Genomic DNA, 13,990 nt, shown 5'->3' on the forward strand with positions numbered 1-13,990 from the left:
AATAGATTATTACTCGAATAAGCGACGAAGTTGAATAAAAAGTACAAAAATAATAAATATTGCACAAAATATAAGGGATGGATACTCATGCCATATAATCCACGGAGTCAAACCTTCAGCAGGGAGTATACTGCTTTGAAGGACACCAGGGCTAAATGGAGGAAGACTTTCTATTATATCTCCACCTGAGTCGATGACTGACGATAGACCATCATTATTGACGACTACTTGATATCGTCCTGTAAGCAGAGAAAGCACTTGGGCCATTTGTAGTTGTTGGTAACTGGCTAATGAATGCCCAAACCAACCATTGTCACTAATTGAAACGATCCATTGGGCTTTAGGCATTTGTTCGCGCAACAGCTTGGGATATGCAATCTCATAACAAATGAGGCTAGCTATTGGATGATTTTCAATTTGAATCAGGGATTGTTTTCTTTTTCCTGGTAATAAATTAGGTTCAGGTAAATTAAACCAATGATTGATCCTAACTAAAGGTTTTGGAATGTATTCTCCAAAAGGCACAAGTTGGCGTTTAAGTTTTTTACCTTTAGCTTGCCCAAGCGTAATGATTGCGTTGTAATAATTGGTTTCCCTATCATTTGTAGGTTGTAAAATACCTAACATAAGTGCGCTTTTTGCTTTTAATGCTTTGTTATTCAGCCTGAGTAAATATTTATCCAAATAACTTGCGGGAAGTGGTATGGCAGACTCGGGCAAAATAATTAATTGCTTTCCTAAGAGTTTATTGATGGCCTTTTCATAGTAGTCCAGCAGGTTCCAAAATAAGGTTTCATCCCATTTGTCGCGCATGGATAAATTGGCTTGAACAGCACCAATACTAATAGGCTCTTGTTTTATTTTTGACCATGAAATGTTTTTAAACAGCATTGGACTGATAAGAATCAGTACAATGGCAATTAAATAATGGTAACGCCTCGAAGAGTTTTGTGCCACAGCTAAGGTGAGTAATGCGGAAATAAGGACAGATACTAAACTAAGCCCATAAATTCCTAAAATAGGAGCAACATATTTTATTGGTGTATCAATAAGCGGTGTTCCTACTAACAACCAAGGGAAGCCAGTAAATAAAGTAGCACGGCAATATTCACTCAAACACCATAAGACACAAAATAGTACTAAAGAGAACAACTTCCGATTTTTGAGTTCAAGCACTTTATATAGATAAGCAACTAAAGCAGGGAAGAGCGAAAGATACATAATGAAAATTAATGTAACCAATCCTGCAAGGCAATAATTGAGTTGACCGTAATCATGGATACTGACTATGACCCAAGAAACCCCAAATCCGAAATAACCCATCCCGTAAAAAAATCCTAGAGAAAGGCCTTGTTTTCTGGAGCAATTTTGGAGGCTCGAATAAAGAAATGCCAAACTTAATAGTATCAGCCCTGGTATATGAAAAGGAGCAAAACCAAAGGGGGCTAGCAGACCTGCTATAAATACAAAAAAGTATTTAATAGAGCCAAGACGAATTGAGGAATTTAATGGAATAGTATTGGCTAAAGCAGTTTGCTTCATGAGTTGTAAAAAAAATATAAAAAGATAAGATAATGTAGTCCTCTGCTTAGGTCAAGGATTAGTGGAGTATTTTAGTAACAATTCACATCAGCTCACTCAAAAGCCATGCTTAGCTCATTATTTGTTCAACTTGCAATCAAATCTGGCTTTTTACCAAGATTCATAAATGCGGAAATAATCGCACATTTTATAATCCTGGCTGAATTTGCATCTCCCGCCATCCATGTTATTTTTTCAAAACATAAGTCCCCGGTGCATCACAAAGTGGTCTTATATCTTTTGCAGGATTACCGAAATCAGGCGGCTGCTTTTTGGAGCTTGAGCGATCTGCAACCCATTTTTCCCAAGCTGGCCACCAGGAATCTTTAAAATGTGGCGCTTTTTCCAACCAAACGTCAGGTGATAAATGTTTATCATCTGTCTTATGAGTTAGCATGTGATAGCTTCGTCCAGATTCACCAGGTTTATTAACAATGCCTGTATTGTGTCCTGCGTTAGTCAATACAAAGGTAATATCGCTATCAATAAAGTAATGAATTTTATAAACAGATTTCCAAGGTGCTATGTGGTCTTTTATGGTGCTAACGACAAAAGTTGGTACTCTGATATCGGCGAGATTGATAGTGTCATCAAGAATTTTAAAACGTCCTTCAACTAAATCATTATTTAAAAATAAACTACGCAAGTACTCGCTATGCATCTTGTAGGGCATTCTTGTAGTATCATAATCCCATGCCATTAAGTCACTGACCTCCTGTCTTTTACCCAATAAATAATCATAAACAATACGAGACCAAATAAGATCTATAGACCGTAACATACTGAACGCACCGGCCATTTGAGACCCGTCCAGGTAGCCTTTTTCCCACATAATGTCTTCAATGTAAGTAAGTTGGTTTTCGTCAATAAATAACTGCAGTTCACCTGCATCCTGAAAATCAGTTTGGGCTGCAAACAAAGTCATTGATTTTAATCGATCATCTTCTTTTGCCGCCATTTTTGCTGCAACCATGGTTAATAAGGTTCCTCCAATACAATAACCTACAGTATGGATTTTTTCATTTGGGATAATTTGATTAATTGTATTTAATGCATCCATCACACCATGTATTGCATAATCAGAGAAATCTAAGTCCCGATCTTCAGAAGTTGGATTTTTCCAGGAAATCATAAATACGGTATGTCCTTTATCCACTAAAAATTTAACCATGGAATTGTTAGGTGAAAGATCGAGTATGTAATACTTCATAATCCAGGCAGGGATGATTAAGATGGGTTCCGGATAGACAGTTGATGTTGTTGGCTCATATTGGATAAGCTCAATTAATCGATTTCTATAAATAACTTTTCCGGGGGTTATCGCTAAGTTTTCTCCTACTTTATAGTGTTCGCTACCTGCAGGCGGTAGATTATTTAGATCCCTGGTCACGTCATCAATAAAATTATACCATCCTTTGATAAAATTCATACCTCCTTCATTAAGTGTCGCAGTGATTACTTCAGGATTCATTCCAGGGAAATTAGAGGGAGCACAGACGTCCAAAAATTGACGTGTGACAAAATTAACAATATTTTCGTTATGCTTGGAAACCCCACGAAGATGTGTAGTGGCATCATCCCACCATTCTTCAGTTAACAAAAAAGATTGAGCATATACGTTGAATGGAAATTGAGACCATAACTCATTTTGAAAGCGATGATCTGTATGACGCACTTCGATACACGGTTTGCATTCACCTTGGCTCTGTTGTTGTATGTATAACAATAAATGTCCCAGTTTTTTGAGTGCTTCTTTATTTAAGTCGGCTCGTTTTGCTGGTGAAAAATATAAATAAATTAACCAATCTGCAAAAGACATCAAGAGCGTACCAGGTGATAACCAGTTGCTGAATTGGCTGATTGTTGCATGGAATAGTCTATCGAAACTAAGTCCTTCATAGTCGCCTTTTTCTGATTCAGAGGATGGAGGGGCTTGTAAATTTCCAACTGATTTTGGAGTCTTCTTTTTTGATTTATTCATGACAAGTCCTTTTGCCAAATCTAAAAGTATTTTAAATAAAGTATCTTAAATATAGTTTTTTTCTAACATTATGCATCAAAAATTAAAATAACTCGATTTTAAAAATAGCATTTTGGAGTTTCTTGGGTATCGATTAGAGAATACTATCCAATTCCCAATATTTTGTGTAGGATGATGGCGTTTTATAATGGAGAGGGATTAAATGTATAATGTAATGATTACTGGTGCAGGGAAAATTGGTAGCTTAATCGCTTGTTTATTATCAGACAGTGGTTCTTACCAGGTCCATCTAGTTGATATAGATTTTAATGGATCAGATGTGAAAAGGCTGTTGGAAGCAGTACCCAAAATTAAAACAGTCGCCTTAGATGTTAAAGATCAGCAATCAACTCAAGCTTATATGGAAAAGCATGATATTGTGGCTGTTATCTCAAGTCTTCCCTATTTTTTAAATACCTATGTTGCTGAGGCTGCAAAAGCTGCTAAAGCACATTATTTTGATCTTACGGAAGATACGGCAGTCACAGAAGCAGTAAAAGCGATTGCTCTTGATGCAGAAACTGCCTTCGTGCCTCAATGCGGATTAGCCCCTGGGTTTATCAGCATCGCAGCGAATAGTCTCATGCAGGAGTTTGAAGAGAGTTATCATGTGAAATTACGTGTAGGCGCGCTTCCACAAAATGCAAACAATGCACTTCAATATTCATTAACTTGGTCTACAGATGGAGTGATCAATGAATACGGTAACCCTTGTTACGCAATTAAATATGGAAAAGCGGTAACTTTAGCACCTTTGGAAGGATTAGAAACGATTCAAATTGATGGTTGTGAATATGAAGCGTTTAATACCTCTGGTGGTCTGGGAAGTTTGGCAGAGATGCATGCTGGTAAAGTTCAAACCATGAATTATAAAACAATGCGTTATCCAGGCCATTGTTCAAAGATGCGTTTATTAATGAACGACTTACGATTAAATCAAGATAGACCTACTTTAAAACGTATTTTAGAAAATGCCATTCCCAAAACTTATCAAGATCTTGTGATAGTTTATGTTTCTGTTGAAGGAATGAAACGTGGTGAGTTGACGGAAAAAAATTACGTGAAAAAGATTTATCCTGAGGAAATTTGTGGTTTGGAATGGTCCGCAATTCAAATAAGTACTGCTTCAGGTGTTTGCGCGGTGGTGGACTTGGTGTTGGGGCAATCTAATGAATATAAAGGCTTGGTATTACAAGAAAAATTCCACTTGTCTGCAGTTTTAGAAAATCGCTTTGGCCGCTATTACGCGTAACCTGAAATATCGTTGCACTGTTCCCGGGTTCACCTAGTTGTATCCGGGCTACCATGGAGATAATGAATGGATATATTAAAACGCTTGAAAATTCATGCAGTTAATCCAGGTGCCTATAGTGGCCAGGGTTGGCAAAGTGGAGTTCATGAGCATAAATTAATCTCTTATAATCCAGCAAATGGTGAAAAGCTTGCTGAAATAGCAACCTGCACTATGGATGATTATGAAGAGGTAATGACCCGTGCACAGCATGCGGCACATGAATGGAGAAAAATTCCTGCTCCAAAAAGAGGTGAAATCATACGGCAAATTGGTCAGTCATTGCGCGATCATAAAGATGCTTTAGGTAGTTTGGTTTCTTTAGAAATGGGCAAATCCAAGCAAGAAGGGGATGGTGAAGTTCAGGAAATGATTGACATTGCTGATTTTGCAGTAGGTCAGTCACGAATGCTATATGGGAATACCATGCATTCTGAACGTCCTCAACACAGAATGTATGAACAATGGCATCCGTACGGTATCGTGGGTGTTATATCAGCATTTAACTTCCCAGTCGCAGTTTGGTCATGGAATGCTTTTCTTGCAGCCATCTGTGGTAATGTAACGGTGTGGAAACCTTCAGCAAAGACACCTTTATGTGCTGTAGCTGTTCAGCATATTTGCAATGATGTGTTGACAGCTAATGGATGCCCTGAGATCTTTAGTTTGGTTATTCCGGAAGACCATGATGTAGTAGAGACTTTCGTTAATGATAAGCGGATACCTCTTATTTCATTTACAGGTTCAACGGCAGTAGGAAAGCAAGTTGCCGCAAAAGTTGCTGCCCGATTAGGTAAGACTATTTTAGAGTTAGGTGGCAATAATGCGATAATTCTTGATGAGTCAGCTGATCTTCATTTAGCAATTCCAGCGATTGTTTTTGGAGCAGTGGGTACTGCAGGACAACGATGCACTTCTACACGACGTCTGTTTGTTCATCATTCCAAATATGATTATGTTGTTGAACGGTTACGTTTTGCTTATGAGCAGATAACAATTGGCGATCCTTTAGATAAAATAAATCTTATGGGCCCTCTTATTGATAAACAAGCGGTAGACCAATTCAATAAAGCCATCGCCCGAATCAAAGAAGCAGGTGGGCGAATTATCTTTGGTGGTGAGGCCGTTCATCGACCAGGCTTTTTTGTACAGCCTACATTAGTATGTGATGTAAAAAACCATTGGGATATTGTCCAAGAAGAAACATTTGCCCCCATTTTATATGTTATGCCTTTTCAAACAATTGATGAGGCGATTGCTTTACAAAATCATGTACCACAGGGTTTATCTTCTGCCATGTTTACTCAAAATTTAAAAAATGCAGAGCATTTTTTAAGTGCTTGGGGGAGTGATTGTGGCATAGCCAATATTAACATCGGTACTTCGGGTGCCGAAATTGGCGGTGCTTTTGGTGGAGAAAAAGAAACCGGTGGTGGTCGTGAGTCGGGCTCTGATTCATGGAAAGCCTACATGCGTCGACAAACCAATACGATAAACTGGGGAAATGAACTACCTTTAGCCCAGGGCATTCGTTTTGATTTAGTTTAATAAGTAAGAACTGTGCCCGGGTGAAGCGAGGCGTAACTCGGGTAAGTTGATCTGCCATAAGAACCCGGGTTGCGCCTCGCTTCGCCCAGGCTACATTTTAATTAACGAGGAAGAAAGAAATGCATGGACCTTTTTTTATTAAAAAAGTCGCAGTTCTGGGAGCAGGTGTTATGGGGGCACAGATTGCAGCGCACTGTGTTAACGCAGGAATTGAAACCTTACTTTACGATTTAGCGGCCAAAGAAGGAAACACGAATGCACTGATTGATAAAGCAATAGCTAACTTAGGGAAATTGAAACCTGCTCCGCTTGCAACAGCTCAAACTGCAGCGTTAATGCAAGCACGAAACTACGAACAAAACCTCGCTGATTTATCTTCATGCGATTTAATTATTGAAGCCATAGCTGAACGTTTGGATTGGAAAGAGGATTTATACAAGCGAATTTCTCCATTTTTAGCAGAGCACTCTATTTTAGTGAGTAATACATCCGGTTTGAGTATTGATTCTTTATGTTCTGTTTTACCCCAAATGCATAGAAGAAATTTTTGCGGTGTTCATTTTTTTAATCCTCCGCGTTACATGCATCTTGCCGAGCTTATTCCTGCCAAAACTACTGATAAAGAATTAGTAGATAATCTTGAAACTTGGTTAACTCGTTATTTGGGTAAAGGGGTGGTGCGAGCTAAAGATACTCCGAATTTTATTGGTAATCGTATTGGTGTATTTTCACTCTTAACGACCTTGCATCATGCTTTTGCTATGGATATGGGATTAGATGAAGTGGATGCATTAACAGGTCCTTTGTTGGGAAGACCGAAGTCCGCGACTTTTCGCACCATGGATGTTGTTGGTCTAGATACCATGCAACATGTAATCCATACCATGCAACAACAGTTGCAAGATGACCCATGGCACTCTAGTTTTAAACTTCCAGAATGGCTCACTAATCTTATTAAAGAGGGGCATTTAGGACAAAAAACTGGCCAGGGTATTTATAGGAAAAATGGTAAGGTTATTGAAGTTTATGATATTAAATCGGCGACTTATCGTCCAGCTCAACCTGTGGTAAATGATGAGTTAAAAGCCATCATGATTGAGTCTGATCCTGCTGTACGCATGCAAAAACTTATTACGTCCAATAACAAGCAAGCACAATTCTTGGCAAGCTGTTTCAGAGATTTATTTCATTATTGCGCCTATCATCTTAAGGCCATTGCGGATAATGTTAGAGACGTTGATTTGGCAATACGTTGGGGTTTTGGCTGGGTGCAAGGACCATTTGAAACATGGCAATTAGCTGATTTGACTCGAATGACACAGTATATTGACCAAGCCATAAAAGATAAATCATCTCTTAGTACAGCCGAATTACCCGGATGGCTGTTTGAAATTGATGCCTTCTATACAGAAATAGGGGCTTATTCGCCACAAATGAATGATTATCAGCCTCGAAGCCAATTGCCTGTTTACCAGCGTCAATACTTTCCTGACCGCGTCATTAAGGAAACAGCATGTCCTACACCTGTGATTTATGAAAATGAGGGAGTGCGCTTATGGAATTTACAAGATGATGTCGCTGTAGTGAACTTTAAAAGCAAAGCGAACACAGTAGGGCAGTCAGTTCTTGATGGACTGGAAGCGGCGGTTGAAATTGCAGAGAAACAATGTCGTGGTTTGATTATTTATCAACACGACGCGACTAATTTCTGTTCGGGTGCTGACTTACGTGGTGTCCTAAATTTAATTAAAGACAACAAAATGCATGCTTTGGACGACATGATTGCGCAATTTCAACGTGTGGCTTTGCGTTTGAAATACAGTTCTATCCCAACTGTAGCCGCATTAAGAGGTCGTGCTCTTGGTGGTGGTTGTGAATTAATGATGCATTGTGATGCTGTTGTTGCTGCCTTTGAGGCTTATCCAGGACTCGTTGAATTTGGTGTTGGATTGATACCTGCTGGTGGTGGATGTAAGGAAATGGCAATGCGGGCTGCCCATCGGGCTCCCAAAGGGGATTTAATGACGGTACTTCAAGGTTACTACCAACAAATTGCCACTGCACAAGTTGCAGGCTCAGCAGCTGATGCAATGCAGATGGGGTATTTGCGTAGTACAGACAGCTATGTGATGCATGCTGATGAAGTACTTAACGTTGCTTTGGCCAAGATTAATTTTATGCATGCAGCGAATTATCTGGCCTCCTTTAAAGACACAATTTCAAATCGCTGGAATTGAAGGAAAAGCACGATTACAAGCAGGTTTAGTTAATTGGTTAGAAGGCGGTTTTATTTCTCAGCATGATTACTTTATTGCTACGGAATTGGCAACAGTACTTTGCGGTGGCAATCTCAATCAGAACACTTTTGTTGATGAAAACTGGATGCTTAAATTAGAGCGAGAAGTGTTTATGACTCTTGCTGCATCACCATTAACTCAAGCACGGATTAGTCATTTATTAGAAACTGGCAAGCCGTTACGTAATTAAGGGAGATTTGAAAATGACTAATGTATATATAGTTGACGCATTACGTACTCCTGTTGGTAAAGCACCTCGCGGTGTATTTAAAAATACGTTACCTGATGATTTACTCGCTCATGTGATCAAAAATTTAATGGAGCGTTATCCATCAGTGGATCATCAAGAAATAGGGGATGTTGTCATAGGTTGTGCTATGCCTGAGGCAGAACAAGGTATGAATGTGGCTCGTATCGCTGCCTTACTTGCTGACTTACCCCAATCTGTTCCTGCCATGACAATCAATCGTTTTTGTTCTTCAGGAGTGCAAAGTATTGCTACCGTTGCAGAGACTATACGCAGTGGCGACATACACTTGGCTCTAGCAGGCGGCGTTGAAAGCATGTCTATGGTCCCTTTAGGTGGAAATAAATACACAGCAAACCCTGCTATATTCAACAATGAAGATATCGCGATCGCATATGGGATGGGAATTACTGCAGAAAATGTTGCAAAACGCTGGGAAATTACTCGAGAACAACAAGATGAGTTTGCTGCTGAAAGCCATAAAAAAGCTGTAGCAGCTCAGCAGCGAGGTGATTTTAAAGCGGAAATTAGTCCCGTAGAAATTACTTTAAGACAGGCTGATTTAGCTAACTCGACAACCGTAGTGAAGAAAAAGTGGATCAATGATGATGAAGGGCCACGAGCAGATACGTCCTATGAAGTCATTTCCAAATTAAAACCTGTTTTTGCCGCTAGAGGAACAGTCACGGCAGGAAACAGTTCACAAACCAGTGATGGAGCAGGTATTGCTTTGCTGGCTAGTGAACACGCTGTGCGCCAATATAATTTAAAACCTATTGGACGATTGATGAGTTATGCCGTAGCCGGTGTTCCACCAGATATTATGGGAATTGGCCCAATAAAAGCCATTCCCGTTGCCTTAAAGCGAGCAGGTATTACTTTAGACCAGCTCGATTGGATAGAGCTTAACGAGGCTTTTGCCGCTCAGGCCCTGGCAGTAATTAAAGAACTTGATCTTCCTCGAAACAAGGTAAATCCCTTAGGGGGGGCTATTGCCTTAGGACATCCCTTGGGTGCTACTGGGGCAATCAGAACGGCTACTTTATTGCATGGTCTCAGGAGGATTAAAGGACGATATGGTATGGTAACGATGTGTATTGGAACGGGCATGGGAGCCGCTGCAATATTTGAAGCTTTGTAGAATAAGGCTGACCAGTTACTACTGAAAACTATTATCTAAGCGTAGGTTGGGCCTTGGCCCAACTTATTTTTCAATGATATTTACCTAATTTCAAATTTTATAAAGGAACAGTGTTTTTAAATGTTGGGCGAAAGCCCAACATTTGTTGTAGTCTTTTGAAGGTCCAGCCATAAACCCGACCTATAGAATACAGGTTGTGAAGAAAAGATTTTTAATTAGGAAATCGCTTAGTTTTTATCGCGGAAAATGATGCGGCCTTTAGTTAAGTCATAGGGGGTTAACTCGACTTTAACTTTATCACCAGTCAAAATTCTAATGTAATTTTTACGCATACGACCAGAAATGTGGGCAGTGATAACATGTCCATTTTCTAATTCAACACGAAACATGGTGTTGGGTAGGGTATCTATAACAGTACCAGCCATTTCTATATGATCTTCTTTTGCCATAGGTCTCTCAGTGATGTACCAAATTTATAATGTTTATTATGCATGTATACTGCACTAAAATGAAGAAAATGGCAATCCAAGCATGTCAAAATTTAACTATTATGTCATTCAATAATGACAGTTTTCATAAAAATGATTTATTAAGATAAGTTTGAGCCTAAAATTTTATTGATGTGAGTTAAATGAGGAATCATCTCAGTTATAAATACATCACCAATATAGCCCAAAAAGTGTTTTTTCTTTACTCGCCTCTGCAGGACTCGGTCTAATGAGTCCACTCAAATCAAATTTATACTCTTCTTTTTTTAGCTCGTTGATTAGCAGCTTAATTTGATCTGGGGTCGCATTGTGTTCAAATAGAGTCTCAGCCTTATTGATAAAATTTTGCATGTCTTCATCAAATTTTTTTTTTATCAAGCGCGTATTTTCTTTTTACCTCAAGTGTATCAGTGAAAGCGGGTTCTCTAGGTGGCTTAGGTACTTTTTTTCCAACCCTCACTGGTTAAACCAAATCGGATATTTTTTTACCATCTCATGCTCTTGTGAGTAATATGAAACAGTCATGAATCCTCGAAAATTATCGTCTTCCCTGATTAAAAATACGGATTTAGTTTCTTTTTTCTTGGCATCGTTGTTTTCCAAAATCTTATGTAATTGATCTTCCTTCATTTTTCCAAAAATAACAGGAACCTTTGATACAGTTTTTGATTCCATAGGAAAATACTCCAGGTTGTTTACTACATTTCATTATCATCTCATGGGGTTATAATCAGTTGAAATGAAAATGAATGATTCGCCTTGTATAATGATAGTACAGGATTGTTACTATTTGAAATATTAAGTCAAGGTGATATTCCATGAACCTTGCTTTGTAGGATGTTCTAATGATTGGTGCAGCAGATGAAGAAATTCCTTACGTTCAATAATTTTAGCGCCCAGACTTTGTAGATGATTGGTGGGAATTTGGCAATCAATAAAATCAAAATTCCATTTAGCCATAGTTTTGCATAAATAATAAAAAGCAATTTTTGATGCATCCGTTAGCTTATGGAACATGGATTCACCAAAAAAAACGTGTCCTATGCTTAGCCCATACAGCCCCCCGACCAATTCATTTTCATACCATATTTCAAAAGAATGCGCATAACCCATTGTATGCAACTGGGTATAGGCCTCAATCATTTCTTGAGTAATCCAGGTATTATTGATGCGACCAGAGCAAGTAGCACATGCCATAATGACCTCTCTAAATACAGTATCTACTGTAAAGCTAAAGGGTTTTTTTAGTGATTTTTGCAAACTACGAGATACCTTGAATTCAGTAGGAATTAATATAAGTCTTGGATTTGGGGACCACCAAAGAATAGGTGTTCCTGGTTCGTACCAGGGAAACACTCCTTGTCGATAAGCTTGAAGTATACGTTGAGGAGCTAAATCCCCCCCAATGAATAATAAACCCTGATCATCACTAGTTTCTGGATTTGGAAAGAAGTAGGTTTCATTATAACTCAATACAATCTCCTAGATTTATCTGGGATTTTTTCTCTCATAGGACCTTTTTGTATTCTACAATTATTATAAACAAGAATTGGAGGAAACAATTGGATTATTTGTATAGTTTAGGAAATATTTTAATTCTTCTTAGTCTTAGCTTTAGGAAAGTGCTTATTATTCGCACAATATTTGTGCTATCTGATTTATCTTTTTTACTTTATGGAGCATTGGCCAATGTTCCTCCCGTTGCTTTTTGGGCTATCGCATCATTAATTATTAATTTTGTGCAGATTGGCATCTTGTTAAGAGACATGATACCTAGGGATTTACCTTATGATTTGCAACAAATAAAAGATTTATTTTTTTCAGATATGCAAACGAGTGACTTTATTCGTTTGATCAAAATAAGTTATAGAGGTACTTCAAGTAACAAAAAAATATTAATGAAGGGAAGTCCCGTAGAAAATCTCATGTTGATCACAAAAGGGAAAGTTTATATCGAAGTGGAGAATGGTATTCTTGAGTTAGGTCCTTATCACTTTATTGGTGAGATGAGTTATTTTAGAGATGGAAAAGCGAACACTACAATTCATGCACGAGAACCTGTAGATTATTTATATTGGCGATATTCCGATTTACATCGCTTGCAAGAAAGAAAACCACCTTTATTTATGAAAATGGTTGAGGCTATGGGAAAAGATATTGTGTTGAAAATGCTCAAACAACAAAAAAAACCTGAGTCTTTATAAAAACCATAATCTGGATTTGGCACAGCGGAACTTCCCATCCCGAAAGAGCAGAGACTCCCTTGTAACATGGTGCTACAGCAAGGATCCCTGCGTTGCATTCGGATGACAGCAAAAGATTCCGATAAGGCCTCAGAGGATCTAATTTTTTCCTAAATTCAAATCTAAATATTGTTCTGCATCAAGGGCGGCCATACAACCAAAACCAGCCGAGGTAATCGCTTGTCGATATACATGGTCTGCCACATCGCCACAGGCAAATACACCAGGAATTGAGGTGCTGGTCGCCATTCCTTCCAGTCCTGATTTAATAACAATATAACCATTATTCATGAGAAGCTGGTCTTTAAATAAATCGGTATTAGGTGTATGTCCTATCGCAATGAATACGCCATCGACATTTAATAATTCTTTGGTATCATTTTGTACATTTCGGATTAAAGCGCCAGTTACTTTTTTATCATCACCAATCACTTCATCAAGAGTAGAATTCCAGATTATTTTGATGTTGCCGTTGCGGGTTTTTTCAAAAAGTTTATCCTGGAGAATTTTCTCAGCTCGCAGACTGTCTCGTCGATGCACTAAAGTAACGCTTGATGCAAGGTTTGATAAATAAAGTGCTTCTTCCACAGCAGTATTTCCGCCACCAATAACACAAACTGCTTTATTGCGGTAAAAAAAGCCATCGCAGGTGGCACAGGCCGAAACCCCTCGACCTTGATAAGCTGATTCGGATTCTAATCCCAGATAACGTGCAGAAGCTCCTGTTGCAATGATTAGTGCGTCACAAGTGTAGGTATCGCTATCACCATGAAGAGTAAAAGGTGCTTGTGTTAAATTCGCTTTAACAATATGATCAAAAATAATTTGAGTGTCAAAGCGTTCTGCATGCTTTTGCATACGTTCCATCAGGGCAGGGCCTTGTAATCCCTCTATATCACCGGGCCAATTATCTACATCAGTAGTGGTCGTTAGCTGACCTCCTGGTTGCATTCCAGTAATTAAAACTGGATGAAGATTGGCTCTTGCGGCATAGACTGCAGCAGTATAACCTGCTGGTCCTGAACCGAGTATAATTAAGCGATGATGATTGCTGGAGCTCATTGTCTCTGCCTTCCTTAATATTTTAATATTTTGTGTTAAGATGGCGAATATTATGACAAAAACAAAGATATG

At 38.7% G+C, this 13,990-nt stretch carries 11 protein-coding genes and 1 pseudogene; 5 read left to right on the forward strand and 7 right to left on the reverse strand.

The window, feature by feature from the left end; translation table 11 throughout:
- Positions 1-9: 9 nt before the first annotated feature.
- Together lnt and EL022_RS09680 are read right to left on the reverse strand one after the other, a co-directional pair.
- Positions 10-1,542 (reverse strand): apolipoprotein N-acyltransferase, encoded by a 1,533-nt coding sequence (gene lnt / locus EL022_RS09675; protein WP_028381872.1) that lies wholly within the window; start codon positions 1,540-1,542, stop codon positions 10-12.
- A gap of 226 nt (positions 1,543-1,768) precedes the next feature.
- Positions 1,769-3,562 (reverse strand): PHA/PHB synthase family protein, encoded by a 1,794-nt coding sequence (locus tag EL022_RS09680; protein WP_028381871.1) that lies wholly within the window; start codon positions 3,560-3,562, stop codon positions 1,769-1,771.
- A gap of 202 nt (positions 3,563-3,764) precedes the next feature.
- Between EL022_RS09680 and EL022_RS09685 the strand changes: the two genes are divergently transcribed.
- The 4 genes and pseudogenes from EL022_RS09685 to EL022_RS09700 all read left to right on the forward strand — a co-directional run bounded on the left by EL022_RS09685 (position 3,765) and on the right by EL022_RS09700 (position 10,125).
- Positions 3,765-4,853: a saccharopine dehydrogenase family protein gene (locus EL022_RS09685; RefSeq protein WP_028381870.1), complete on the forward strand. Its 1,089-nt coding sequence runs from the start codon at positions 3,765-3,767 to the stop codon at positions 4,851-4,853.
- 66 nt (positions 4,854-4,919) lie between these two features.
- Positions 4,920-6,440 carry an L-piperidine-6-carboxylate dehydrogenase gene (amaB, locus tag EL022_RS09690; RefSeq protein WP_028381869.1) on the forward strand — a complete coding sequence of 507 codons (1,521 nt, stop codon included), beginning with the start codon at positions 4,920-4,922 and terminating at the stop codon, positions 6,438-6,440.
- Positions 6,441-6,559: 119 nt separating this feature from the next.
- Positions 6,560-8,927, forward strand: a pseudogene (locus EL022_RS09695) (3-hydroxyacyl-CoA dehydrogenase/enoyl-CoA hydratase family protein).
- A 13-nt stretch (positions 8,928-8,940) separates the two neighbouring features.
- Positions 8,941-10,125, forward strand: coding sequence for an acetyl-CoA C-acyltransferase (locus tag EL022_RS09700; RefSeq protein WP_028381867.1), 1,185 nt, complete (start codon positions 8,941-8,943; stop codon positions 10,123-10,125).
- 227 nt (positions 10,126-10,352) lie between these two features.
- Here the strand turns inward: EL022_RS09700 and infA are convergent, their stop codons facing one another.
- The 4 genes from infA to aat all read right to left on the reverse strand — a co-directional run bounded on the left by infA (position 10,353) and on the right by aat (position 12,086).
- The gene (gene infA, locus EL022_RS09705) at positions 10,353-10,574 is read right to left on the reverse strand and encodes a translation initiation factor IF-1 (RefSeq protein WP_019233117.1); all 222 of its coding nucleotides are present in this window, start codon (positions 10,572-10,574) and stop codon (positions 10,353-10,355) included.
- A 210-nt stretch (positions 10,575-10,784) separates the two neighbouring features.
- Positions 10,785-10,991, reverse strand: coding sequence for a hypothetical protein (locus EL022_RS16380; protein ID WP_241972159.1), 207 nt, complete (start codon positions 10,989-10,991; stop codon positions 10,785-10,787).
- 78 nt (positions 10,992-11,069) lie between these two features.
- Positions 11,070-11,288: a hypothetical protein gene (locus tag EL022_RS16385; RefSeq protein WP_241972160.1), complete on the reverse strand. Its 219-nt coding sequence runs from the start codon at positions 11,286-11,288 to the stop codon at positions 11,070-11,072.
- A gap of 123 nt (positions 11,289-11,411) precedes the next feature.
- Complete coding sequence (gene aat, locus EL022_RS09715) at positions 11,412-12,086, reverse strand: leucyl/phenylalanyl-tRNA--protein transferase (protein ID WP_028381865.1); 675 nt, start codon at positions 12,084-12,086, stop codon at positions 11,412-11,414.
- 89 nt (positions 12,087-12,175) lie between these two features.
- On the opposite strand from aat, the gene EL022_RS09720 reads away from it, so the two are divergent.
- Positions 12,176-12,817 (forward strand): cyclic nucleotide-binding domain-containing protein, encoded by a 642-nt coding sequence (locus EL022_RS09720; protein WP_028381864.1) that lies wholly within the window; start codon positions 12,176-12,178, stop codon positions 12,815-12,817.
- A gap of 138 nt (positions 12,818-12,955) precedes the next feature.
- Here the strand turns inward: EL022_RS09720 and trxB are convergent, their stop codons facing one another.
- Complete coding sequence (gene trxB / locus EL022_RS09725) at positions 12,956-13,918, reverse strand: thioredoxin-disulfide reductase (protein ID WP_028381863.1); 963 nt, start codon at positions 13,916-13,918, stop codon at positions 12,956-12,958.
- Positions 13,919-13,990 lie beyond the last annotated feature (72 nt).

Source organism: Legionella cherrii, assembly GCF_900635815.1.
Classification (GTDB): domain Bacteria; phylum Pseudomonadota; class Gammaproteobacteria; order Legionellales; family Legionellaceae; genus Legionella; species Legionella cherrii.